Raw genomic sequence first — 24,530 nt, forward strand, 5'->3', positions numbered from 1 at the left:
CCGGGGTCAGGTCGCGCTCATCGTGTTGGTGGCCAGCAGGCCGATGAGCACCAGCGCGAGGACGACGCGGTAGGGCACGAACCACACGATCGAGTGGTGCGCGACGAAGCGCAGCAACCATGCGATCGCGGCGTACGCGACGACGAAGGAGACGACGGTGCCCACGACCGTCTCCCCCACCCCGATGTCGCCACCCAGGGCGTCCTTGAGCTCGAAGAGTCCCGCAGCGAGCAGGGCCGGGATGGACAGGAAGAAGCTGAGCCGGGTGGCGGTGACGCGGTCCAGGCCGCGGAGCAGGCCGGCGGAGATGGTGGCGCCGGAGCGGGAGACGCCCGGCACGAGCGCGGCGATCTGGGTGATGCCGACGACGATGGAGTCGACGAGGCCGAGCTCGCGCTCGGTGCGGGTCTGCCGGCCGAGGCGCTCGGCGACGACCATCACGGCGCTCCACACGAGCAGGCCGGTCGCGACGACCCACAGCGAGCGCAGGTCGTTCTTGATGACGTCCTTGAGCAGCAGCCCGGCGATGCCGACCGGGATGGTGCCGACGATGACGTACCAGCCCATCCGGTGGTCCAGCTGGCCGCGGTACTCCGGCTTGACCAGGCCGAGGGTCCAGGCCCGGACGATCTTCCAGATGTCCTTGAAGAAGAAGAGGATCACCGCGGCGATGGCGCCCATCTGGATGACGGCGGTGAAGCCGGTGACGGCGGGGTCCTCGAGGTCGAGGCCCAGCATCTTCTCCACGATCGTGAGGTGGCCGGTGCTGGAGACCGGCAGGAACTCGGTGAGCCCCTCCACGATCCCGAGGATGATGGCGTCGAAGTAGTCCATGGTGGTCGCAAGGGTACGAGTCCCACCTGCCGTTCACCTGACCCCCCGCGTGAACGCCGCGTGTCCGGACTTCGACGTGGCGCGCGTGGTCCCGTGCGTCTGCCGGATACGGTTGCGCCCATGCAGCAGCGGTCTGTCGGCGCCACCGGCCTCAAGGTGTCCCGGCTGGGTCTCGGGACGATGACGTGGGGTCGGGACACCGACGAACACGAGGCCCGTGACCAGCTCATCGCGTTCGCCGAGGCCGGCGGCACCCTCCTCGACACGGCGGCCGGCTACGGCAACGGCGCGTCCGAGGAGCTGATCGGCACGCTGATCGGCGACGTGGTCGCCCGCGACGAGATCGTGCTGGCCACCAAGGCCGGCATCAGCTCGGCCCGCGGGTCGCGGCAGTACAACACCTCGCGCGGCCACCTCCTCGCCTCGCTGGACGCGTCCCTGAAGCGGCTCGACGTCGAGCACGTCGACCTGTGGCAGGTCCACATCTGGTCCGACGAGACGCCCCTGGAGGAGACGCTGTCGGCCTTCGACATCGCGGTCTCGTCCGGCAGGGCGTCGTACGTCGGGGTGTCGAACTACACCGGCTGGCAGACCGCGCAGGCCGCCACCTGGCAGCGCGCCGTCCCCGGCCGGGCGGTGCTGGCCTCCACCCAGGTGGAGTACTCCCTGCTCAACCGGGCCGTCGAGCACGAGGTCATCCCGGCCGCCGAGGCGCTCGGCCTGGGCGTGCTGCCCTGGTCGCCGCTGGGCCGCGGCGTGCTGACCGGCAAGTACCGCTCGGGCACGCCCGCCGACTCCCGCGCCGCCTCCTCGCACTTCGCCAACTTCGTCAGCGCCTACTTCGGGGACCGGTCCGCGCAGATCGTCGAGGCCGTGGCCCGCGCGGCCGAGGGGCTGGGCTGGAGCTCGCTCGAGGTCGCCCTCGCCTGGGTGCGCGACCGGCCCGGCGTGACCGCCCCGATCGTCGGCGCCCGCACCGCCAACCAGCTTCGCGGTGCCCTCGGGGTCGAGGAGCTGACCCTGCCCGCCGAGATCGTCGAGGCCCTCGACGACGTCTCCGGGGACTGAGCCGTGGCCTCCCGCCACATGAGCGCCCGCGACAAGGCCCGGGAGCGGGCCCGCGGGGTGGAGTGGGAGTTCGACCGGGTGACGTTCTCGCGGGAGTTCCCGCGCGGGGTGGTCACCAAGCTCCTCGTCGAGCGTGCCGAGCACGGCGGCTGGGAGCTCGACCGGGTGCACATCACGCCCGACGGCACCCGCCGCGTCGTGCTGCGCCGCAAGATCATCCGGGCTGTGCGGACGGCCTGACCAGCGTCAGGTCGTGGCCGTGGAGGGCTTCTCGTCCGACTGCTGGCTGCGGAGGTGGGCCAGCGCGTCGCGCGTGTGGGACTTGACCGTGCCCACCGAGATGCCGAGGGCTGCGGCGGTGTCGGCCTCGGAGAGGTCGTCGAAGTAGCGCAGGACCAGGACGGCGCGCTGTCGCGGCGACAACCTGCGGAGATCCTCGAGCAACGCCAGGCGATCCGCGGTGTCGGGGCCCTCGTGCTGCGGCACGTCCGGGACCTCCTGCGTGCTCGTCTCGCGCCAGCGGCGACGTCGCCACCGGTTGACCGACTCGCGGGCGAGGACCTTGCGGACGTAGGGCTCGGGGCGGTCGCCGAGGCGGCTCCACCTCGGGACGACCTTGATGAGGGTCGTCTGCACGAGGTCCTCGGCGTCGTCGTGGTCACCGGTGAGCAGGTAGGCGGTGCGCAGCAGCGCGCCCCTGCGGGCGACCACGAACGCCTCGAAGTCGACGTACCCGGTCATGACACACCGCCCTGCGGGGTGAGCGCCTCTCCGATCAGGTCGGTGGCGAAGGTGGCTCGCAGCGGTGCGCCTTGCAGGGCGACCACCTGACGCAGGTTGGGATCGCTGAAGGCGGGACCGTCGTGGACGTCCAGGGCGACCACCTGGTCGTTGGGGTCGTGACCCAGCAGCGTGTGGGTACCGATGACGCCCAGGACGTCGCACAGCCAGGGCACCTGGAACTCGGATCCCCCCTGGGGATTCTCGGTCCCGAGCCGGCCGGTGCTGTCCGTGACGGTCGGTGGCGTCGAGCAGTCCGGGTGCTCGAGGACCGGCTCGGGGGGCACGAGGGCGAAGCCTGCGGTGAACGCGTAGTAGTCGACCAGCCTCGGCTCCGTGCCCGGCTGCCACACCCAGGCGTCCGCGTCCCCACCCCGCGCGCCGTCGTGGCCGAAGAGGTGGGTGGCATCGACCCAGGTGAAGCCCGGCCGGGTCTGGATGGCGGGCCTGACGTCGTCGCCGGTCACCAGGTCGTGGACGACCAGGTCTCGCGTCGGGGACAGGTAGGCCACCCGTCGGCCGTCGGCCGACAACGCCACGTCCTGGCCCGTCACCTCGGAGTCGTACCGGGGCAGGTCCAGCGACAGCGTGCCGAACGTCCCGGTCTCCGCGACGAGGGCCACGACCTGCGGCACCCTGCCGCCCGAGGGAGGCGTCAGCCAGAGCGCCGCGAGCGGGCCGGGAGCCGCGCCCAGCCTCGGCAGGTCCGCGCGCCCGGGATAGTTCAGGGGAAGCGTGAACCCCAGGGTCCCTGCCGGCTCCACGCGGGAGTGGTCGCCCGCTCCCCCGGCCAGCCGGAGCCCGATCCCGGCACCGAGGGCGCCGACCACCAGCAGGCAGGCAGCCACGGCCGCCACCCGCCGGCGGCGGGCCCGCCTGCCGCGCGACCAGAGCTCCGCGGGGGGCTCTCCGCCCGTCGGGGCGCCCTCGGCCAGCCCCGCGAGCCGGTCCTGCAACGTGTCCATCGCTGCCTCCCTTTCCAAGCCTCACCCATCAGTACGCGATGGGCGAGGCCTCCGGAGGGGGCGCGGGTCCCGTCAGTTGTTCCGCCACGTGCGTCGCGACCTGCGCCGGCGCCCCCGGCGGGAACGGGATGACGCTGCTGGCGTTGATCTCGCACAGCACGAACCGTGGTTCGTCCTCGCCGTGGACGGAGTCGGCGATCAGCAGGTCGATGTCCCACAGCGCCGGCAGGTCGCCGGCCCGGAGCCCTACCTCCCGGAGCGTGCTGGGCACCCACTCCGTCTCCAGACGGTGACGCAGCGTCGCGAAGGCGGGCTCCTCGGGCGGGTACATCGTCTTGGGTGACGGAAGCCCCATCACCTCGTGCGCCGACGGGCCTGTGCCCGGGACGACCCGGAGCGGACCGTCCGGGACGGCCCCGCTGGGGTACTGGCGGGCGAACCCGACCACCTGCCCACCCACGAGGTAGCAGCGGACGATGCCGCTCGTGACGCCACTGACGAACTCCTGGTCGACCAGTGCGCCCGCTCCGCCCCAGGCGTCGAACGCGCCAGCACAGGTGTCGACGAGCCGGGTCAACGGCATGGTCACGCTCGACCCGTCCCGGATCCGCGCATGCTGGACCGCCACGAGTTGTGCCGGACCGGGTGTCGTCGCCGTCGGGCCATCGGGCAGCCTCACCTTCCACACCGTCCGCCCGCCGTTGCCGCGGGTCGCCTTCAGGACCCGGACCCCGTCGGCGGCGAGCCGATGCGGAAACTCGGCGTGGAGCTGCTCGACGCTCCGGTACAGGTGGGCGTCGCTGCCCCACGACATCTGCCGGGTCGCCACCAGCACCTCCTTGGTGCCCAGCCGGTCGACCGTGTCCGGGTGAGCGCTCACCCACACCCCAGCCGCGGCGACCCCGCGCAGCAGCTCGTCCAGGCCGTGCCGGTCACCGTCGTCGCTGAGCGGGTCCGCCCACACCAGCACGCCGTCGACACCGTCGAGTGCCGCTGCCGTCCCGGCCTCCCGACCCTCGGCGTAGGGCACCGGAACCACGTGGAGGCCGTGCTCGCGGAGCGCTTCAGCCATGGGCGTCAGCCGCGGGTGCAGGGCACGTTCCGGCCCGGGGGCCCGGAACAGCACCGCGACCCGTGCGACCTCGTCGGCGTCGACCACGCCCCGAGACTAGGGTGCGCCGCCTCCGCGCGGCGCGGTCGACGGACGGGAGGCGGCCACGGATGGGAGGCTGGCACCGTGCGGACACTGACCTACGCGATGAACGTGACCCTGGACGGCTACATCGCCGCGCGCGGCGATGACATCGGCTGGGGGGTGCCCGGAGCCGAGCTGCACCAGTGGTACAACGACCGAGCCCGCGAGATCGGTGTCTCGCTCTACGGCCGCAAGCTGTGGGAAGTGATGAGCGCGCACTGGCCGACCGCCGACCAGCAGCCGGACGCCGACCCCATCGAGGTGGAGTTCGCCCGCATCTGGCAGGCGACGCCGAAGGTGGTGTTCTCCTCGACGCTCGACGAGGTCAGCGGAAACGCACGCCTCTTCGCTGGTGACGCCGTCGCCGAGATCGCCCGGCTGAAGGCCGACGACGGTGCTCCGATGGAGATCGGCGGTGCCACCCTCGCCGGCGCGGCGATGCGCGCCGGCCTGATCGACGACTACCAGGTGGTCACGCACCCGGTGCTGGTCGGAGGCGGCACGCCGTTCTTCAGCGCGCTGGACTCCTGGGTGAACCTGCGGCTCGTGGAGACCAGGACGTTCCCGGACGGCGTGGTCCTGTCCCACTACGAATCACGACGCTGACCCCGCAAACCGGACGCAGGACGTCCGCCTCCCGGGGTACGTTGCCGGCGTGTCCGACTACACGATCAAGGCACTCACGCCCGAGACGTTCGACGACTTCGCCGCGCTCGTCGAGCGGAACAAGGGGATGTTCGCGAGCTGCTGGTGCACGTGGTTCCACCCGGCGTGTGCGGAGAAGGGCCAGACCGCTGAGGGCAACCGGGCGCTCAAGCAACGCCTCGTGGCCGACGGGATCGCGCACGCGGCGCTGGTCTACGACGGCGACCAGGCCGTCGCCTGGGCGGAGTACGGCTCCCCCGACGAGCTGCCCAACATCCACCACCGCAAGGAGTACGACGCCACCGCCGAGCGACTGCCCGACTACCGCGTCACCTGCATCCTGGTCGAGCGCGGCCACCGCGGTCAGGGCCTGGCGGCGGTCGCCCTGCGCGGAGCCGTCGAGCTGATCGCGCAGGCCGGCGGCGGCCGCGTCGAGGGCTACCCGCACGACACCGCCGGGGTCCGGAAGAAGAACTCGTCGTTCCTCTACAACGCCACCCGCGCGATGTACGAGCGCGAGGGGTTCACCTACGACCGGCCCAAGGGCCAGGGCAACTGCGTGATGGTGCGCGAGGTGGCCGCCAGCACGAGCGTCCCGTGAGACCTCAGATGTCGTCGAGGAACCGGTCGAAGACCCGGGCCCCGAACTCCAGCGCGTCGACCGGCACCCGCTCGTCGACCCCGTGGAACAGCGCGGTGAAGTCCAGGTCGGACGGCAGCCGCAGCGGCGCGAAGCCGTAGGAACGCATCCCGAGCTTGTTGAAGTGCTTGGCGTCGGTGCCGCCGCTCATGAGGTACGGCGCCACGATCGCGTCGGGGTCCTCGGCGAGGATCGAGCGGCTCATCGCGTCGACCAGGTCGCCGTCGTACGGCGTCTCCCACGGCTGCTGCTTGGAGACGTAGTCGATGTCGATGCGGTCGCCGCACAGCTCGGCCAGGGTCGCGAAGAACTCGTCCTCGAACCCCGGCAGGAAGCGGCCGTCGACGTGGGCGGACGCCTCGGTCGGGATGACGTTCACCTTGTAGCCGGCGCCGAGCATGGTCGGGTTGGTGGTGTTGCGCAGCACCGCGCCGAGCATCCGGGCCGCTCCCCCGAACTCCTCGACCAGGGCCTCGGCGTTCTCCGGCGTGGCCTCGGTGCCGGCGAGCTCGGCGACGGCGGCCAGCAGGGTCTTCATCGTGGGCGTGAGGCGGACCGGCCAGTCGTGGGCGCCGATGCGCGCGACGGCGGCGGCGAGCTCGGTGACGGCGTTGTCCCGGTTGATCATGGAGCCGTGACCGGCCCGGCCCCGTGCGGTCAGCTTCATCCAGGCCATGCCCTTCTCGGCGGCCTCGATGAGGTACATCCGGCGACCGCGCACGGTGGTGCTGAAGCCGCCCACCTCGCCGACCGCCTCGGTGCACTGCTCGAGCTCCTCACGTGCCACGCCCAGCAGGTGCTCGGCGCCCTTGTGGCCGCCCGCCTCCTCGTCGGCGGTGAAGCAGAGGACCACCGGACGGTCCGGGACCCGGCCGGCCCGGGCGCGCGCCCGCACGACCGAGAGCAGCATCGCGTCGAAGTCCTTCATGTCCACCGCGCCCCGGCCCCAGACGTAGCCGTCGCGGATCTCGCCGGAGAACGGGTCGACCTGCCAGTCCTCGGCGGCCGCGGGCACCACGTCGAGGTGGCCGTGCAGCAGCAGGGCGCCCTGGTCGGGCCGGGCCGCGCCGGTGCCGCCCCAGGTCGCGATGAGCGACGTACGGCCGGGCTCGGACTCGTGGAGGCGGCTCTCGATGCCGACCTCGTCGAGCAGCGAGGCCACCAGCTCGGCGGCCTTCCGCTCCCCCGGACCCTCCTCCTCGCCGTAGTTGGAGGTGTCGATCCGGATCAGGTCACGGCACAGCTCGACGACCTCGGCGGCGGGGTCGTGACGCGGGTCGGAAGCGGCCTGCAGGCTGGGGTCGGACGTGGGGTCGGACATGGGGCCAGCATGTCATCTCCCAGTGGTGGGGCCGATGTGAGTTCTGGGGCTTCCCTTTGATACGGTTCCTTCGCACTCGTCCGGGTGGCGGAATTGGCAGACGCGCTAGCTTGAGGTGCTAGTGCCCGTATTAGGGCGTGGGGGTTCAAGTCCCCCCTCGGACACCAGCAGGACAACGAGAAGGACCGGGTCTGACCCGGTCCTTCTTCGCATTTCGCACCCCGCCGAGACCGCTACGCCGGCAGCAGGCGGCGCCCGGTGATCTCGCGGGCGGCGATCCGCACCAGCAGGCTCCGCTGGCCCTCGGCCCACGGGATCAGGTCCGCGGCGGCCGGGTGGTCGGCGACGTCGACGTACGTCGCGTGGCCGCGCAGCAGGACGCTCCACCCGGACTGTGTGTAGTCGTCGAACTCGTCGATCTGGAAGGAGGCGTCGGCCGAGCGCAGGTGCGACGCGAGCGTGGCGTGGGGCGAGAGCCGCAGCAGGACGCTGCGCCCCTCCACGACGTAGTTGACCGGGATGACGACGGGGCCGTCCTGGTCGCAGTAGGCGACCCGGCCCACGTGGTGCTCGCCCAGCTGCTCGAGGCACTCGGCCTCCGAGAGCTCCTTGAGGTGGCCGGGGAACCATCGTTCGTTGGTGCTCATCGCTGTCCCTTTCGTCGATACCCCGAGGGTCGCGCCGGCGACGCCTCTCCCTCCAGAGCCGGGCGGCCCGTGGCTGCGGGACCATCGACCCGCTCCCCCGCGCGCTCGCGGAGGCCGATGAGCATGTCGCGGGACATGACGAAGTCGGCGGGCACGATCAGCAGGTGTGCCCCCAGGGTCAACCACCACGGACGGGTCCGGGCTCGCCAACGGAAGACCAGTCGGGTCGCCCCGCCGCCGGGCTCGGGGGTCAGGACAAAGCTCCACGTCCAGTTGATGCGGGCCCTGTCCCGGACCCGCCAGGACAGCGGCAGGTGCGTGGTGGACTGCAGGACGAGCCGCTGCCCGGGCTCGCACTCGCGCACCACGAAGAAGCACTCGGTGTCCGGGCGGCCGTCGGGGACCAGGTCTCCCACCTCGAGCTGCTGGAAGTCGTCGAGCACGCGGTCCGCGCTCGGCAGGTTGTCGGGGAACAGCAGCACGTCCACCCAGCGGGCGGTGTACCAGCCGCCGCGGTGCCAGCCCACCTGGGCCAGCCACGGCCAGACGCGGGCCGGCGGGGCCGGGATCGTGATGGCGTGGGTGACCTGTATCTGCGGGCGGCCCACGAGGTCGTCGCCGGGCATGGCCGCCCGGCGCTCCTCGCGGGAGGTCCCGTAGGTGCGGCCCAGCCACTGGAGCGCGAGGTAGCCGGCCGCGAGGCCCGCGGCGCCGGCCCGCTGCCGGGCGATCACGGGACACTCCGCACGTCTGCGGAGCGGCCCAGCCAGATCAGCAGGCCTCCGATGGCGGTGTAGAGCGGGTGGAAGAAGCTGAGCTCGTGGATGAACGCCAGCTCGACCACGATCCACCCCACGAGCACGACGCCCGTGACGACGGCCGCCAGCGGCGTACGTCGGTCGCCGAGGAGTGCGAGGACCGCCAGCACCGTGTTGGGCAGCGCCACGGCGAGCGCCAGCGCGACCGCGGCGAGGACCGGGCTCCCGGCGGGCAGGCGCGCCTCGATCGTGGCGCCGAGGTCCAGGCTCCCGGACGCGAGGCCCCAGGCGCCGCCGACGGCGGCGACGGCGTTGAGGGCCGCCACCCAGCCCAGCACGCTGCGGTGCGGCTGCGGGCGCCAGGTCCCCGAGGACGTCGCGACCGGGCCGGCGCGGTGCAGCAGCACCGCGGCCGGCGCGATCCCGACCAGGGCCAGGACGAGGAACACCGGCACCAGGGCGTCCGAGGCGACGGAGGAGGCGGGATCCGCGGCGTGTCCCCAGGCCTGGTCGATCGCGACCCCGAGGGCCTCGACGACCCAGAACACCGAGCCGGCAGCGGCCAGCGCCCAGCGCCGGGGGTCGGCCCGCCACACGCCGGTGCCCAGCCAGAACATCACCGGCAACCAGAAGGCCAGGTCCTGCACGAAGACCGGGTTGGTCGTCAGCCCGGTGCCGTCCAGGAGTTCCGTCGGGTGCGACCCCGCCAGCGCCGGCAGCACCTTGGCCAGCCAGGCGGCCGCGTTCAGCGCCGCGACGACCCAGATGTAGAACGCGACCCATCGGGCCGGCGTCACGACGCGCTCCGGGGCACGCCGCCAGACCCGGAGCGACCCCGTCACCAGCGAGAGGATGGCCAGGCCCAGCATCGCCTCGTAGAGCAGGAAGAAGCGGTTGAAGGGGGTGGCGAGCACGAACATCACGGCGTTGTAGAGCAGGTACGCCGTCACGCCGGTCACGACGATCTCGCCCCGGCGCGACCCGCGGGCGGCGGCCACGGCGGAGGCGGCGAGGAGGGGCAGTCCCACGACGAGGATGACCAGGGCGGTCCCCCGTGCCGACCCGATCATGACGTCGGGCCCGGACAGGACGTCCGGGAGCAGGACGGTGCCGGCGGACGCCACGAGCGTCACGACCCCCAGGGCCACGGTCAGCGGGCTGACGACGAGGCGAGGAGGGGGCGGGCTGCCCACGGCCTGGCCGGACGGGGGTGCGTCGTGCTCGCGCACGAGGCCGGGAGACGACTGCCGGGTCATGCCTCCACGCTCGCGGGCGGGGCCGCCGGGACCAAGGGTCGATGCTCCGTCGGAGGCGGGACCAAGGTCATCGGACCACGACGGCGCACGGCGGCGGCCCGGGTCCACAGGGACCCGGGCCGCGCCGTCGAGGCACTGCCCGCGAGGGCTAGCGCAGGACCTTCCAGCGACGGACGATCGCGGTGCGTGCCCACAACTTCCCGGCACCCCAGGTGTCGCCCGCGTAGGTCAGCCCGAGGACGACCATCGACACGGCGCCGAGGATGTGGTCGTCGATGACCGGGTTGTTGTCCGGGAGCAGGTAGACCGACCACATCATCAGGTAGAGCAGGGCTCCGGCTGCCGCGGCGATCCGCATGCCGATCCCGAAGGTCAGTGCGGTGCCGATGCCCAGCAGGCCGAGCATGAACAGCCAGTCGGCCCAGGCCGACCCGGCGATGGAGTGGTAGAAGCTCTCGAACGGGCCCTTGGCCCCGAACTTCAGGAACCCCTCGGTGGGGCTGCCGCCGTTGATCCACGCCGCGTCACCGAACCGGTCGAGGTGACCGGCCTGGTCGTAGCCGGTGTGGTAGCCGAGCGCGAGCAGCTTGTCGAAGAACGCCCAGAGGAAGGTCAGTCCGAAGGCCATCCGGAGGACCGCCAGGGCGCGGGTTGCGTAGGTGGTGAGGCCGCGCGGCTGCTCGGCCACGTGGTGCGTCACCAGGCCGCTGTGGATGCGGTCGTGGATGGTGGTCATGGTGACCCTCCTCGATGTTGTCGTCGGATCTTCTTCTGCCTCCATCCAACGGCCGGGCGGCACGGCCCGGGAGAGGAGGACGTCGCCGCCGGGCGGGTCCTTGGACCCCTTCCCGGCGGCGAACGGCCCCTCGACGAGGGCGCGTCAGGGCGCGGGGCGCAGCTTGCGCGGCACCCCGTCGTCGGCGGGGCGCGCCGGCGGCGACAGGCGCACCTTCACGTCGACGCAGGCCGCCCCCGCCTCGGACATGATGACGGGGTTGAGGTCCATCTCCGCGAGCTCGGGCACCTCGACCGCCAGCTGGCCCACGGCCTGCAGCAGCGCCTCCAGGGCCGCCACGTCCACGGGCTTCGCGCCGCGGTGGCCGGCCAGCAACGGCCAGATCCGGAGCCGCCGGACCGCACGGGCCGCGTCGACCGCGGTCAGCGGCGGCAGCAGGAAGACGCGGTCGTCCCACACGTCGGTGGCCACTCCCCCGGCGGCCACCATCACCAGCGGCCCGAAGCCGTCGTCGCGGACCACGCCGACCGCGACCTCGACGCCGGCCGGCACCTGGGCCTGGACGAGCAGCTCGGGCTCGGGCACGCCGAGCTTCAGCTCGAGGTCGGCGGCGGCCTCGAGCACCTCGTCGGGAGCCTTGAGGCCGGGCCGGACGAGGCCCCGCTCGGTCTTGTGCACCACCGCCGGGTCGGCGGCCTTGAGCACCACCGGATAGCCGATCTCGTGCGCGGCGGTGAGGATCCGCGACAGCCTCCGCTCGACCCGGCCACCGAGCACGTCGATCCCGTAGGCCGACAACAGCTCGCGGCACTGCGCGGGCCGCAGCCACCCGTCGGTGCCGGCCTCTGCCAGCGCGGCGTCGACCACCGGACGGGCGCGGTCCCCCGCACCCGGGGTCCGCACGACTGCGGGCACGGCCGGCGTGTCCAGCCATGCGGCGTACGACGCGGCGTGGGCGAGGGCGCGGGTGGCGTCCTCGACCGACCGGAAGGCGGCGAACGCACGGGACGAGTCCTCGGGGACCGCCGCGCCGCCCAGGGCCACCAGTAGGAGCGGCTTGTCGACCAGCCCGGACCGCGCGTCCGCGAGGGCGCGCAGGAACCCGTCCGCGTCGGTCACCTTCGTGGCGGCGACGATGACGAGCACCGCGTCCACCTCGTCGGAGGCCAGCACGGTCTCGGTCGTCGCGAGCAGGCCGTCGGCGCTGGCCGCGGCGCCCAGGTCGATCGGGTTGCTCAGGCCTGCGGCGCCCGGCATCCGGGCGGTGAGCGACTCCTGGAGAACCGGGCTGAGCTCGGGCACGACGAGCGCCCCGGCGGTCGCCGAGTCGGCAGCCAGGACTCCCAGTCCGCCGGCGTTCCCGACGATGGCCAGCCGGGGGCCGGACGGCAGCGGCTGGCTGGTCAGCAGCCGGGCCGCGTCCGCGAGCTCCTCGAGGCTGCTGCAGCCGATCACGCCGGACTGTGCGAACAGCGCGTCGACACCCACCGTGGGAGCTGCCGCGGCGGCGGTGTGGGAGGCACCGGCCCGGCGCCCACCGGTGGAGCGCCCGCCCACCACGGCCAGGAGGGGCTTGCGCTGGGCGAAGCGTCGGGCGATCCGGGCGAACTTGCGGGCGTTGCCGAACGACTCGAGGTAGAGCGCAGCGGCACTGACGCGGGGGTCGTCCATCCAGGCCGCGAGCAGGTCGTTGCCGGAGACGTCGGCCTTGTTGCCGAGGGAGACGAACGAGGCGAGACCGGCGCCGGACTCCCGGGCCAGGTCGAGCAGCCCGATGCCGACGCCGCCCGACTGGGACGCCACCGCGAGGCCGCCGGGCTGGGGCAGGCCGCGCGTGAACGTGGCGTTGAGGCGTACGTCGGCGTCGGTGGTCATCACGCCCAGGCAGTTGGGGCCGACGAGCCGCATGCTGTGCCGGCGGGCGATGGCGACGAGCTCGCGCTGGGCCTGTGCCCCGTCGCTGCCCGCCTCGCCGAAGCCGGAGGTCAGGATCACCGCGGACCGGGCCCCCGCGTGCGCCGCGTCGCGGACCACGTCCAGCACCCGGCCGGCCGGGACCGCCACGACGACCAGGTCGACGGGGCTCCCGATCGCGGCCAGGTCGGGGACGACCCGGGCTCCCGAGACCTCGGGGAGCGCCCCCGAGCCGCCGGGGTGGACGACGTACACCTCGCCGGTGAAGCCGCCGTCGGCAACCTCCTCCAGGACCGCACGCCCGACGCCGCCGCCGGAGCGACGTACGCCGACCACGGCGATGCTGCGGGGGTAGAGGAGCGGGGCGAGCGACCGCGCCTCGGCGCCGGCCTCGCGGGCGTCGGCCGCGGCGACCGCGCGCTCGGTCGCGGCCGTTCCCATGTGGAAGGTCACGACGCCCGTGTCGGTCCGGCGCTGGAGGTCGAAGCCGCAGTCGGCCAGGACGCGGAGCATGGCGTGGTTGTCCACGAGGACGTCGGCGGTGAACTCCAGGATCCCCCGGCCGCGCGCCTCGGCGGCCAGGTGCTCGAGCAGGAGGGTGCCGAGGCCGAGCCCGTGTGCGGAGTCCGCCACGAGGAAGGAGATCTCGGCGGTGCCCTCGGCCATCACCTCGGCGCTCGCCACGGCGACGAGGTCGCCGCCCACCAGGGCGACGAGCGCGAGCACCTCGGTCGAGCCGACCGCCGCGGCCAGGTGCTCGGCGTAGTCGTGGCCGGCCGCACGGTTGAGTCCGAAGAACCGCATCCGGAGGTTCTCCTCGGCCAGGTGGTCGTGCAGGGCGAGCAGCCCCTCGTGGTCCGACGGAACGACGCGGCGAATGGTCGCGATCGTGCCGTCCGCGAGTAGTACGTCGACCGCCGCCACGGGTTGTGCCGGCGCGCTGGTCATCGGCTCTCCATCGTGGAGAGCAGGCGGAGGTACTGCTCGTCGTCGATCTCGCCGGCGGCCAGTCGTCGGCGCAGCAGGGCCACCGAGTCGTCCTGGGGTCGTCCGGTCAGACTGCCGGCCCCGTGCCGCGCGGTCAGGTAGCCGGCCGCGAACATGGCCGCCGCCGTCACGATCCACACCAGCACCAGCAGCACGGCGGTGAGGCCGTCGCCTCCACCACCCATACCGAATCCGTCCATCATCGCCCTGCCTCCTGATCCTCGACGCTGCGTCGCCCTCGACGCTAGAAGGGCGCGGGACGGCTGATCAGGGCACAAGGTCCCGAGCGGGATGACCGTCGACCTGCACGCACGACGGCCTCCGGACCCCTAGCGTGTCCGCATGGAGGCGCGCATCCCGGTGCCCGACTGGGCCCGGCACTACGAGCGGGGCTGGCTGCGCGGCGACCTGCTGGCGGGCGTGACGGTCACGGCGTACCTCATCCCCCAGGTGATGGCCTACGCCCAGCTGGCCGGGCTGCCGGCAGTGGCGGGGCTCTGGGCGTCGGTGGGCGCCCTGCTCGGGTATGCCCTGCTGGGGTCCTCGCGCCAGCTCTCGGTGGGGCCGGAGTCCACGACGGCGCTGATGACGGCGGCCGCCCTCGGGTCGGTCCCCGGCGCGCTCGCCGACCCCGGCGCGTTCGCCGCGGCGCTGGCGCTCGCGGTGGCCCTCTTCTGCCTGCTGGGGCGACTCGGACACCTCGCCGCCCTGTCGGACCTGCTCTCACGGCCCGTCCTGGTCGGCTACCTCGCCGGGATGGCCGCGATCATGGTGAGCTCCCAGCTGGGCAAGCTGCTGGGCTTCGCCGTCGTCGGCGACGGCTTCCTGCAGGAGGTCTCCTTCACGGTCCACCACCTGGGCGACACCCGTGTCCCGGCACTGCTCCTGGGCGGCCTGACCCTCGTGGCGATGCTCGTGAGCTCGGCCGTCTGGCCGCGGGCCCCGGTCGCCCTGGCCGGGATCCTGGCGGCGACGGCAGCCGCGGCCCTGCTCGACCTGGAGGCGCACGGGGTGCGGCTGGTCGGGACGATCGCCGTCGGGGTGCCGCACCCCGGCCTGCCTGCGATCTCGGCCGGGGACGTGACCGGTCTCCTGCTGCCCGCGCTGGGGGTGGCCTTCGTGGGCTTCACCGACAACATCCTGACCGCCCGGGGGTTCGCGGCCCGCCACCAGCAGGCGATCGACCCGCAGCGGGAGATGCTCGCGCTCGGCGCCGCCAACCTCGGCTCCGCCCTGCTGCACGGCTTCCCGGTGAGCAGCAGCGGCAGCCGCACCGCGATCGCCGACGCCGTCGGCGGCCGGAGCCAGCTCACCAGCGTCGTCACGGTCGTCTGCACCGTGCTGGCCCTCGTGACGGCCGGTCCCGTGCTGGCCGCGTTCCCGCTGCCGGCGCTCGGCGCCGTCGTGGTGTACGCCGCGGTGCGGCTCGTGGACGTCCGGGAGCTGGTCCGCTTCGCCCGGTTCCGCCGCAGCGAGCTCGTCCTCGCCCTCGCCACGACCCTGGCCGTCCTCGTCGTGGGCGTGCTGGACGGGATCCTCGTGGCGATCGCGCTGTCCGTGCTCGACCTGCTGCACCGGGTGGCCCGCCCGCACGACGCGGTCGAGGGCTACGCCCCAGGCGTGGCCGGGATGCACGACGTCGCCGACTACCCCGACGCGAGGCGCGTGCCCGGCCTGCTCGTCTACCGCTACGACTCGCCGCTGTTCTTCGCCAACGCCGAGGACTTCCACCGCCGCGCGCTGGCGGCAGTCGACGCCAACGAGACGCCGGTGGAGTGGTTCGTGCTGAACACCGAGGCGATCGTCGAGGTCGACATCACCGCCGTCGACGTGCTGGAGAACCTGCGCGCCGAGCTGGAGCGGCGCGGCATCGTGATGGCGCTGGCCAGGGTCAAGCAGGACCTCCGCGGCGACCTCCTGCCGACCGGGCTCCTGGACCGGATCGGCGAGGACCATGTCTTCCCGACCCTGCCGACCGCCGTGGCAGCCTTCGAGGCGTGGCGGGACGACCGCCGTCCCGACGCAGGGTGACCGCTCAGCTGCCGAGCAGCTTCGTGGCGAGCACGGCCGCCTGGGTGCGTCGTTCCAGACCGAGCTTGGCCAGGATCGTGGAGACGTAGTTCTTCACCGTCTTCTCCGCCAGGAAGAGCCGCTCGCCGATCTGCCGGTTGGTGAGCCCCTCGGCGATGAACCCGAGGACCTTGATCTCCTGCTCGGTCAGCCCCTGGAGCTCCGAGGCGACCTGGGGGCCGGAGCGCACCCGGTCGAGGACCCGCACGGTCAGGGCCGGGTCGATGAGCGACTGGCCGGCGGCGACCAGCCGGATGGCGTTGACGAGGTCGCCGCGGCGTACCTCCTTGAGGACGTAGCCGGCGGCCCCCGCCATGATCGCGGAGAAGAGGGCGTCGTCGTCGTCGTACGACGTGAGGATCAGCGCCCGCAGGTCGGGGTCGACCGACCGGATGGTCCGGCACACCTCGATGCCGGAGCCGTCGGGGAGGCGGGCGTCCAGGACCGCGACGTCGGGTCGCAGCGCCGGGATGCGGCTGGCCGCCTCCTCGGCCGAGCCCGACTCCCCGATCACGGTGATCTCCCCCGTGGCCTCGAGCATGCTGCGCAGGCCCGCCCGGACCACCTCGTGGTCGTCGAGCAGGAACACCGTGATCTTCGGGGAGTCGGTCATGGGCCCATTCGACCAAGGTCGGGGCGTCGTCGGGAGGAGCACGAGGTCCCTCTCGCCCGGACTCCCGGCCCGTGCCGGCGGGACCAAGGTCCCGTCAGACGGGCGCCGGCACCACGGCCACGGGGCTCGAGGCGTGCTCGACCACCGCCGCGGTGATGGTGCCGAAGAGCACGCCGGACACCGCGCCGCCGTGGTGGGCGCCGATGACCACCAGGTGCATGCGTGATCCCTCGCGGACCAGGCACTCGTCGGGCCGGCCGCGACACAGCTCGGTGTGCACCGGTACGTCCGGGAACTTGTCGGCCATGTCCTTCACCGTCCGCGCCAGGAGCCGGCGGGCCTCGTGCAGCCGGGCGTCCCTCTCGACGTCCGTGGCCGCGGCCGCAGCGAGGTCGACCGCCGGGCAGTGCATGACCGTGAGCGGGAGGCCGCGCGTGGAGGCCTGCCGGTAGGCGAACTCGAGGGTCCCGGCCGAGTGCTGTGTCCCGTCGATCCCGACGAGCACGCCGTGCCGCTCCAGCCCGGGGTTCCCGGGGCGGACCACCACCACCGGGCAGGCCGGGTGGCGGGTCAGCGCGACACCGACAGAGCCGAGGAGCAGGCTGGCCAGGGGTCCGCGCCCGCGCGACCCGACCACCAGCAGGGCCGCGTCGGACGAGGCCTCCAGCAGGGCTCCACGGGGATCGCCGAGCACGAGGCACTCGTGGACGTCGACGCCGGGAGCATGGTCCAGGACCGCAGCCCGGGCGGTCGCGAGCAGCGCGTGGCCGTCGGTGACCAGCGCGTCGAGCACCGCTCCCCGGTCCACGCCCGGCTCCCCGGCCCAGGTGGTGGCGGCCGCCCCGATGGTGTGCAGGAGGGTGAGGGGACGGCGCTCCAGCGCCGCCTGCTCCGCCGCCCAGGCCACGGCCCGGGTCGAGGAGGTCGATCCATCGACCCCGACGACGATGCTGCCGGGGCGGACGTCGACGCCCGTCACGGGAGCCCCACGTAGCCGTGCTTGCTCTTCCAGAGGAAGTACTTCTCGAAGGCCAGCTTGAACGCGTGGGCCTGCGGGCCGGGGATCAGCACTCCGTGCTTCCGCGGGGGCATCATCTTGTCGGCCAGGATGATGACGCCGTTGTTGCCGGCGTCCATCACGCAGAGCGCCGGGATGTCCCCGAAAGCCTTGTGCACCACCGGCTCCTCCCCGCGGACCTGGGCGGCGATGTTGCGCGCCGCCGCGTGCGCCTGCTGCTCGGTCGGGAACCCCGTCTTCGGGACGCCGACCGGCACCGCGGTGGTCCAGGGGACGTCGACGGCGGCGGCCACGCCCACGGCGTACACGTGGGGGTACTTGAGGGACTGGTAGGTGTCGTGGACGGCCACGAAGCCCCGGTCGTCGGTCAGGCCGTCCACGGCGCTGACGACGTCCTGCCCCCGGAACGCCGGGACCACCATGGCCCAGGCGAAGTCCAGGGTGCGTCCGTCGGACAGCCGCAGGGACCGCTCGTCGACCGACTCCATGGCCGCGTTCGTGATCGTCTCGATCCCGTTCATCCGGGTGAACATCCCCAGCAGCTGCTCGCCGTGCGGCAGCCCGCCGATGCCGAAGTGCCCCAGGAACGGCTCGGCGGTGACGTAGGTGAGCTTGACCTTCTTGTCCAGCCCGGCCCGCTTCAGGCGGTAGGCGGTGTTGAAGAGGAACTCGTACGCCGCGCCGAAGCAGCCGGCCCCCTGGGTCGCGCCGATCACGACGTCACCGGGGTCCTCCAGGAAGCGGGTCCAGTCGCGCGCGGCCGCGAAGGCGTCCGGGACGGTGGTGATGGTCGAGGCGTGCCCACCCAGGCCGATCCCGGGGACCGTGTCGAGGTCGTTGCGGAAGCCGGTGGCCAGGACGAGGTAGTCGTAGTCGTGGCTGGCTCCGGACTCGGTGACGACGGTCTGCGCGGTCGGGTCGATGTGCGTGGCGGCCTCGTGGACGAAGTGGACACCGTGGGCGTCGAGCGTCCGGTCGACACGGAAGCTGATGTCCTCGAAGGTGCGCTTCCCGAAGGGCACCCAGATGAGGGACGGGGTGAAGACGAACCGGTCGGACGGCGAGACGACGGTGACGTCGACGTCGGGGCCGAGCTCGTCCTTGAGCGCCAGCGCCGCCGTGAGGCCGCCGAAGTTGCTGCCGAGCACGAGGACCTTCGTGGACATGGTCAAACCTCCTGTGGTCGTCCGGGTGCTTCGACTCTCGTCGGACCGGACCGCCCCGCATCAGGGCGCTTCGGGCACCGTCCGGAGGACCAACGTCACCCCACGGCCGGCTCGTGGGAGCCGTCGAGCCGCAGGACGTGGTCGAGGTGGTCGAGGCCGACGCTGCCGTGGGTGATCCAGAGGACCGACCGGCCGTCCGCGGCCCCGAGCACCTCGTCCGCGATGCTCGTCGCGGTGGCGGTGTCGAGGTGGGCGGTGGGCTCGTCGAGGACGAGCACGGGCTGGTCGGCGAGCAGGGAGCGGGCGATCGCCAGCCGGGTGCGTTCACCCCCGGAGACGTCGGCGTTCCCGTCGCCGAGCCAGGTCCCGAGCCCGTCCGGGAGGCTGTCGACCCACGGGCCGAGGCACGCCTGCCGCAGCGCCGTCTCGACCTCCTCGTCGGTGGCTCCAGGGCGCGCGAACCGGACGTTCTCCACCAGCGTGGTGGCGAAGACGTGCGGGTCGTCGTCGACCAGGCCGACGGCATGCCGGACCTCGCGCAGGGGCAGGCGGTCCAGCTCGGCGCCGCCCAGGCTGATCCGTCCGCCGTCCGGGTCGATGAAGCGCAGCAGCAGGGCCGCCACCGTGCTCTTGCCCGACCCGGACGGGCCGACCAGCCCGACCCGCTCCGCGGGCCCGATCGCCAGCGACAGCTCCTCGAGCACGGGCGCCCCGTCCCACGAGGCAGCGACCTGCTCCGCCGAGACGGCGTACGGCGCGCGGGCGGTGACCGGGCCGCGTGGCTCGCGCACCGCCGGCGGCGTCTCGGCGAGCGACGCCAGCCGCGTGGCCGCCGCCCGGGTCCGGGCCGCGACGGAGCCGGCCTCGGCCAGCGGGGTCGTGACCTCGAGCAGGGCGAGGGGCAGCAGGACCAGCAGCGCGGAGACGGGTCCGCTCACGTCACCCGCGACCACCGCGGGAGCCAGCAGCTCCCCCGCCAGCGCCATGGCGGCGCCGGTGACGAGCAGCAGCGCGGCCCGTGCCAGCGCCGGCCAGCGCGCGGCACGGACGGCCGCACCGGCCAGTCCGTCCGCGACGGCGCCCACCTGCTCCGCCGCCGAAGGGCCGGCCTGCCACATCTCCAGGTCCTCGGCGACCTGGGTGACCTCCACGGCTCGCCGCGAGAGCTCCGCACGCGCCGCGACCAGGCGTCCCTCCGCACGGGCGCTGCCGCGACGGGCCAGGCCGAACGCCGCGAGTCCGGCCACCGGCCCCGCCACCGCCACCGCGACGCCGAGCGCCGGCAGCGCCGAGCCCGCGAGGAGGGCGGCACCGGACCCGACGAGGACGGCGCCGGCCAGGGGCGAGCGGACCCGCACCTCCCGGTCGACCACCGCGTCGACGTCGTCGACCACCGACGCGAGGAGGTCGCCACGCCGACGGCCGAGACGGCCGGGCGTCAGCGGGACGAGGGCGTCGTACACCTCGACGCGCCGGTCGGCGAGCAGCCGCAGTGCCACGTCGTGCGAGCGCAGGCGCTCGGCGTAGCGCAGGACCGGGCGTGCCAGCCCGAACGTGCGGACGGCGACGATGGCCACGAGGAGGGTGAGCACGGGCGGCCTCGTCGAGGCCTGGACGATCAGCCAGCCGGCGGTGGCGGTCAGCGCCACGCCGGAGCCCGACGCGAGGGCGCCGAGCAGCCGGCTCACGGCCAGCGACCGACGTGTCGAGGGCATCGGGGTGAGGTCGGGCGTCGGCGCCTCGAGCCCGGGGGCAGGTGCCGCGGACCGACGGGCGTGCGGCGGCGATGACGGTCGTGCTGCCGGAGCGTGGATCTCCACGACGTGCTCGGCCAGGGCAGCGAGGGCCGGCCGGTGGGCCACGACGACCACCGCCGCGGTGCGCCCGAGCTCCACGATGGTGTCGGCGATGACCTGCTCGGTCAGGTCGTCGAGGTGGGCCGTGGGCTCGTCGAGCAGGACCCAGTCACGACCGGCGAGGACGACGCGGGCGAGCGCGAGCCGGGCGCGTTCGCCGGCCGAGAGGTTGGCGGCGTCCTCCGACACCGGGCTCGCCAGGCCGGCCGGCATGGCCCGGACGCGCTCCTCGAGGGCGACCCGGCCCAGGACCTGCCACAGCTCGGAGTCGGGGGCGTCGGGCGCAGCGAGCCGCAGGTTGTCGGCGATGCTGCCGGAGACGAAGACGGGTCGCTGCGGGAGCCAGGCGACGCGACGACGCCACTCGTCTCCCCCGACGGGTCGGCCGCCGACGGTCACGCTGCCGGACTGCGGCTCGACGAGGCCGGCCAGGACACCCAGGAGGGTCGACTTGCCGCAGCCGGAGGGGCCGGTCATGACCGTCACCCCGCGGGCGGGCACGGTCAGGTCGAGGTCGTGCAGCGCCGGGGCGGTGCGGCCGGGATGGGTCACGCGGAGGCCGCGGACCACGATCGGGTCGTCGGTCGGCACCCCATCGTCCGAGGGCGGGGCCTGACCGGAGCCGTCGAGGAGGTCGCTGACCTGCTCGAAGGTCGCGGCCCCCTCGGCCGCGGCGTGGAACTCGGCGCCCACGCGGCGCAGCGGCCAGTAGGCCTCGGGGGCCAGCAGCAGCACGACCAGGGCGGTGTGCAGGCCGATCCCTCCCTGCGCCAGGCGCAGGCCGACCACGACGGCCACCAGCGCCACGGACAGGGTCGCGACGAGCTCGAGCACGGCCGAGGAGGCGAAGGCGATCCGCAGGGTGGCCATCGACGCGCGCCGGTAGCGGTCGGTGACCCTCCGGATCGTGGCCGACTGCACCTCGGCGCGGTTGTGCGCCACCAGCGTGGGCAGCCCGCGCACCACGTCGAGGAAGTGGCCCGAGAGGGAGGACATCGCCCGCCACTGCCGCTCGGCGCGCTCCCGGGTGGCCAGCCCGACCAGGGCGCCGAAGACCGGGACGAGCGGGAGGGTGGCGACCACGATCAGGGCGCTGACCGGGTCCAGCGCGGCGATGGCGACCACGGTGACCGGTGGCAGGACGACCGCCAGCACGAGGGCCGGCAGGTAGCGGGTCAGGTAGGGCTCGGAGGCCGCCACGCCACGCGTGACCAGGGCCGCCCAGTCGCCTGCCGCCCGCGGCGTACGACGCGCGTGGTCGGCGACGAAGCCCCGGACGAGGCGACGACGCAGGTCCGAGCCGACCGCCGCGGCGGCCCGGGCCGCGCACAGGTCCACGAGCACGCCCGCCGCGGCCCGGGCCGCGAGGACGCCGACCACCAGGAGCCCGGCGCGGGGCACGTCCCCGTGCCGGACCACCGCGAGCACGAGACCGGCGACCGCCCAGGCCTGGACGATGACCAGCACGCTGCCGACGACTCCGCCGGCGACCACCCCGGCGAGGGGGCGCCCCGCAGGCCGCAGGTGGTGGCGCAGCCGGGGATCGGTGGGCCTCACCGGGCGGTGGCGGGGGCGTGGTCCGCCGGGATGTGCTCGACGGTGATCCGGCGACGGAACACCCAGTAGCTCCAGCTCTGGTAGAGCAGCACGAGCGGGGTGAAGACCGCGGCGACGACCGTCATGATCTTCAGCGTGTACGCCGTGGCCGCGGCGTTGGTGGTCGTCAGGCTCGCGCCGTCGGCCAGCGTCGTGGGCATGACGTCGGGGAACAGCGCGACGAAGAGGCCCGCCACGCCCAGCGCGATGGCTACGAACGTGCCGCAGAAGGCCCAACCCTCGCGGGCGGCGCCGACCGCCACGAGTCCCGCGACGAGGGCGACGGCCGCTCCGACGAAGAGCAGCCCCGAGGCGAGGTCGCCGCTGTCGAGCTGGGTCCAGAGCAGGAAGGCCACGGTCACCCCGGCGGCGAGGATCCCGAGCCGGGCCGCGAGGGCGCGCGCCTCGTGGCGGATGGGCCCGTCGGTCTTGAGCGAGACGAACACCGCGCCGTGGGTGAGGAAGAGCAGGGCGGTCGTGAGTCCACCGAGCAGGGCGTAGGGGTGGAGCAGGTTGAAGAACCCACCGACGTACTCCCCGTCCGCGGCGATCGGGACCCCGTGGACGATGTCGGCGAAGGCCACGCCCCACAGCACGGCCGGCACCCACGAGCCGACGATGATCGCGATGTCCCAGCGGCCGCGCCAGGCGACGCCGTGGCCCTTGGCGCGGTACTCGAAGGCGACGCCCCGCACGATCAGCGCCAGCAGGATCAGCAGCAGCGGCAGGTAGAAGCCGCTGAACAGGGTGGCGTACCACTCCGGGAACGCCGCGAACGTCGCGCCGCCGGCCACGAGCAGCCACACCTCGTTGCCGTCCCAGACCGGTCCGATGGTGTTGATGAGCACCCGTCGCTCGACCTCGTCGTGGGCCAGGATCGGCAGCAGCATGCCGACCCCGAAGTCGAACCCCTCCAGGGTGAAGTAGCCGATCCACAGGACGGCGATCAGGCAGAACCAGACGGTCGTCAGCTCCATGTCGGTGTCTCCTCGGCTCAGTAGGCGAACGCCAGCGGGCGGTCGGTGTCGTCGGGTCCCACGGGCTCGGGGAGCGGCTCCGCGCCGGCGCGGATGTAGGTCAGGACGAGCCGGACCTCGATCACGGCCAGCACGGCGTAGACCACCGTGAAGGCCAGCAGGGAGGTCAGGACGGTGCCGGCGCCGACCCCCGGAGAGACGGCCTGGGCAGTTGTCATCAGGCCGAAGACCGCCCAGGGCTGGCGGCCCATCTCGGTGAAGATCCAGCCGAAGGAGTTGGCCGCGACCGGCAGCAGCGGCATGGCGATCGCCAGCCACAGCCAGAACCGGCCCGTCGGCGCGCGACCCCGCCGGGTGGCCAGGAGGATCAGCGCGGCCCCGGCCGCCGCGAGGAGGCCCAGGCCGATCATCAGCCGGAACGACCAGTAGGTCACCGGGACGATCGGCGTGTAGTCGCCCGGCGAGTAGTACGCCGCGCCCGGGTCGGTGCCGTAGGTCCGGCGGTACTCCGCCCGCAGCTGGTTGATGCCCTGGACCTCGCCGTCGAAGTGCCCGGTGCCCAGGAACGACAGCAGGCCGGGCATCTCGATGATGTTGGTGGCCGTGGACCCGTCCAGCTTCCCGATGGTCAGCAGGGAGAACGGCGCGTGGTCGGTGGTGTCGTACAGGCCCTCGGCGGCCGCCATCTTCATCGGCTGGACGTCGGTCATGATCTTGCCCTGGACGTCGCCGCTGACGACGACGCCGAGTGCCGCCACCAGCGCGACGGCCGCGCCGGTGCGCACCGCGCGCAGGTACATCCTGCGGTCGTCCTCCTCGTCGCGGGTGCGGCGCATCGACCAGAACGCCACGCCGACCACGAATCCTGCACCGGTCAGGTAGGCGGACAGCACCACGTGCGGGAAGGTCGCCAGCTGGACCTTGTTCAGCAGCACGGCGGCGAAGTCGTGCAGCTCGGCGCGACCGGTGTCCGGGTTGAACCGATAGCCGACCGGGTGCTGCATCCAGGAGTTCGCCGCGAGGATGAAGTAGGCCGAGAGGAGCGTGCCGACGTGCACGATCCAGATGCAGGCGGCGTGCACGCGGGCGGGCAGCCGGTCCCAGCCGAAGATCCAGAGCCCGAGGAACGTGGACTCCAGGAAGAAGGCGAGCAGCCCCTCGATCGCGAGCGGCGCCCCGAAGATGTCGCCGACGAAGCGCGAGTAGTCGCTCCAGTTCATCCCGAACTGGAACTCCTGGACGATGCCCGTCACCACGCCGATGGCGAAGTTGATCAGGAAGAGCTTGCCGAAGAACTTGGTGAGCCGCAGCCAGTGCTCGTGGCCGGTCCGCACCCAGGCGGTCTCGTAGCCGGCCACGATCGCCGAGAGTCCGATGGTGATCGGCACGAAGAGGAAGTGGTAGACGGTGACGATGCCGAACTGCCAACGGGCGATGTCGAGGGGGTCCAACGGGCGCTCCTGGGCGGTCGCAGAAGAGGACGGGCGT

The 24,530-nt window shown here is 73.3% G+C and carries 22 protein-coding genes and 1 tRNA gene; 6 read left to right on the forward strand and 17 right to left on the reverse strand.

All coding sequences use genetic code 11. The features are described from left to right. Positions 1–6: 6 nt before the first annotated feature. Positions 7–834, reverse strand: coding sequence for an undecaprenyl-diphosphate phosphatase (locus FB382_RS08615; protein WP_182538400.1), 828 nt, complete (start codon positions 832–834; stop codon positions 7–9). Between the two features lie 120 nt (positions 835–954). Here FB382_RS08615 and FB382_RS08620 point away from each other — a divergent pair, with 120 nt between their 5' ends. Together FB382_RS08620 and FB382_RS08625 are read left to right on the forward strand one after the other, a co-directional pair. Further along, complete coding sequence (locus FB382_RS08620) at positions 955–1,902, forward strand: aldo/keto reductase (protein ID WP_182538402.1); 948 nt, start codon at positions 955–957, stop codon at positions 1,900–1,902. 18 nt (positions 1,903–1,920) lie between these two features. Then, positions 1,921–2,142, forward strand: a complete 222-nt coding sequence (locus FB382_RS08625) for a DUF5703 family protein (protein WP_220481298.1) — start codon at positions 1,921–1,923, stop codon at positions 2,140–2,142. 6 nt (positions 2,143–2,148) lie between these two features. On the opposite strand, the gene FB382_RS08630 is transcribed toward FB382_RS08625, so the two are convergent. Genes FB382_RS08630 through FB382_RS08640 form a run of 3 tightly spaced genes read right to left on the reverse strand, consistent with a single transcriptional unit; the run spans position 2,149 to position 4,806 of the window. Next, positions 2,149–2,643, reverse strand: a complete 495-nt coding sequence (locus tag FB382_RS08630) for a SigE family RNA polymerase sigma factor (protein WP_182538404.1) — start codon at positions 2,641–2,643, stop codon at positions 2,149–2,151. Then, the gene (locus FB382_RS08635) at positions 2,640–3,647 is read right to left on the reverse strand and encodes a hypothetical protein (RefSeq protein ID WP_182538406.1); all 1,008 of its coding nucleotides are present in this window, start codon (positions 3,645–3,647) and stop codon (positions 2,640–2,642) included. Before FB382_RS08635 ends, FB382_RS08630 begins: the two co-directional genes overlap by 4 nt. 28 nt (positions 3,648–3,675) lie before the next feature. Further along, the gene (locus FB382_RS08640) at positions 3,676–4,806 is read right to left on the reverse strand and encodes a Cj0069 family protein (protein ID WP_182538408.1); all 1,131 of its coding nucleotides are present in this window, start codon (positions 4,804–4,806) and stop codon (positions 3,676–3,678) included. A 78-nt stretch (positions 4,807–4,884) separates the two neighbouring features. Between FB382_RS08640 and FB382_RS08645 the strand changes: the two genes are divergently transcribed. Continuing rightward, on the forward strand, positions 4,885–5,448 hold the full coding sequence (locus FB382_RS08645; RefSeq protein WP_182538410.1) for a dihydrofolate reductase family protein: 564 nt from the start codon (positions 4,885–4,887) through the stop codon (positions 5,446–5,448). Between the two features lie 49 nt (positions 5,449–5,497). Beyond that, positions 5,498–6,088 (forward strand): GNAT family protein, encoded by a 591-nt coding sequence (locus tag FB382_RS08650; protein WP_182538412.1) that lies wholly within the window; start codon positions 5,498–5,500, stop codon positions 6,086–6,088. 4 nt (positions 6,089–6,092) lie between these two features. On the opposite strand, the gene FB382_RS08655 is transcribed toward FB382_RS08650, so the two are convergent. Continuing rightward, entirely contained in the window at positions 6,093–7,448 is a 1,356-nt protein-coding gene (locus FB382_RS08655) for a M20/M25/M40 family metallo-hydrolase (protein WP_182538414.1), read from the reverse strand. Positions 7,449–7,526: 78 nt separating this feature from the next. On the opposite strand from FB382_RS08655, the gene FB382_RS08660 reads away from it, so the two are divergent. Further along, positions 7,527–7,615: transfer RNA gene (locus FB382_RS08660), tRNA-Leu, on the forward strand. A gap of 66 nt (positions 7,616–7,681) precedes the next feature. On the opposite strand, the gene FB382_RS08665 is transcribed toward FB382_RS08660, so the two are convergent. From FB382_RS08665 to FB382_RS08690, 6 genes are all read right to left on the reverse strand, one after another. Next, positions 7,682–8,095, reverse strand: a complete 414-nt coding sequence (locus FB382_RS08665) for a pyridoxamine 5'-phosphate oxidase family protein (protein ID WP_182538416.1) — start codon at positions 8,093–8,095, stop codon at positions 7,682–7,684. Next, positions 8,092–8,829: an SRPBCC family protein gene (locus FB382_RS08670; RefSeq protein ID WP_182538418.1), complete on the reverse strand. Its 738-nt coding sequence runs from the start codon at positions 8,827–8,829 to the stop codon at positions 8,092–8,094. The genes FB382_RS08665 and FB382_RS08670 overlap by 4 nt, the downstream gene beginning before the upstream one ends. Then, positions 8,826–10,109 carry a hypothetical protein gene (locus tag FB382_RS08675; RefSeq protein ID WP_182538420.1) on the reverse strand — a complete coding sequence of 428 codons (1,284 nt, stop codon included), beginning with the start codon at positions 10,107–10,109 and terminating at the stop codon, positions 8,826–8,828. Before FB382_RS08675 ends, FB382_RS08670 begins: the two co-directional genes overlap by 4 nt. Positions 10,110–10,257: 148 nt before the next feature. Then, positions 10,258–10,845: a hypothetical protein gene (locus tag FB382_RS08680; protein ID WP_246377130.1), complete on the reverse strand. Its 588-nt coding sequence runs from the start codon at positions 10,843–10,845 to the stop codon at positions 10,258–10,260. 144 nt (positions 10,846–10,989) lie between these two features. Beyond that, entirely contained in the window at positions 10,990–13,707 is a 2,718-nt protein-coding gene (locus tag FB382_RS08685; RefSeq protein ID WP_182538421.1) for a bifunctional acetate--CoA ligase family protein/GNAT family N-acetyltransferase, read from the reverse strand. Further along, positions 13,704–13,946, reverse strand: a complete 243-nt coding sequence (locus FB382_RS08690; RefSeq protein WP_182538423.1) for an SHOCT domain-containing protein — start codon at positions 13,944–13,946, stop codon at positions 13,704–13,706. Before FB382_RS08690 ends, FB382_RS08685 begins: the two co-directional genes overlap by 4 nt. A 142-nt stretch (positions 13,947–14,088) precedes the next feature. Here FB382_RS08690 and FB382_RS08695 point away from each other — a divergent pair, with 142 nt between their 5' ends. Then, a complete protein-coding gene (locus FB382_RS08695) occupies positions 14,089–15,777 on the forward strand; it encodes a SulP family inorganic anion transporter (RefSeq protein ID WP_182538425.1) in 1,689 nt (562 codons plus the stop codon). 4 nt (positions 15,778–15,781) lie between these two features. Here the strand turns inward: FB382_RS08695 and FB382_RS08700 are convergent, their stop codons facing one another. The 6 genes from FB382_RS08700 to FB382_RS08725 form a co-directional block, all read right to left on the reverse strand. Further along, a complete protein-coding gene (locus FB382_RS08700) occupies positions 15,782–16,429 on the reverse strand; it encodes a response regulator (RefSeq protein WP_125036102.1) in 648 nt (215 codons plus the stop codon). A 94-nt stretch (positions 16,430–16,523) separates the two neighbouring features. After that, positions 16,524–17,408: a universal stress protein gene (locus FB382_RS08705; RefSeq protein ID WP_182538427.1), complete on the reverse strand. Its 885-nt coding sequence runs from the start codon at positions 17,406–17,408 to the stop codon at positions 16,524–16,526. Continuing rightward, the gene (locus tag FB382_RS08710) at positions 17,405–18,613 is read right to left on the reverse strand and encodes an NAD(P)/FAD-dependent oxidoreductase (RefSeq protein ID WP_182538429.1); all 1,209 of its coding nucleotides are present in this window, start codon (positions 18,611–18,613) and stop codon (positions 17,405–17,407) included. Before FB382_RS08710 ends, FB382_RS08705 begins: the two co-directional genes overlap by 4 nt. Before the next feature lie 95 nt (positions 18,614–18,708). Next, a complete protein-coding gene (cydD, locus tag FB382_RS08715; RefSeq protein WP_182538431.1) occupies positions 18,709–22,026 on the reverse strand; it encodes a thiol reductant ABC exporter subunit CydD in 3,318 nt (1,105 codons plus the stop codon). Next, entirely contained in the window at positions 22,023–23,042 is a 1,020-nt protein-coding gene (gene cydB / locus FB382_RS08720; protein ID WP_182538433.1) for a cytochrome d ubiquinol oxidase subunit II, read from the reverse strand. Before cydB ends, cydD begins: the two co-directional genes overlap by 4 nt. A 17-nt stretch (positions 23,043–23,059) precedes the next feature. Continuing rightward, the gene (locus FB382_RS08725; RefSeq protein WP_182538435.1) at positions 23,060–24,493 is read right to left on the reverse strand and encodes a cytochrome ubiquinol oxidase subunit I; all 1,434 of its coding nucleotides are present in this window, start codon (positions 24,491–24,493) and stop codon (positions 23,060–23,062) included. Positions 24,494–24,530 lie beyond the last annotated feature (37 nt).

Source organism: Nocardioides ginsengisegetis, from assembly GCF_014138045.1.
Classification (GTDB): domain Bacteria; phylum Actinomycetota; class Actinomycetes; order Propionibacteriales; family Nocardioidaceae; genus Nocardioides; species Nocardioides ginsengisegetis.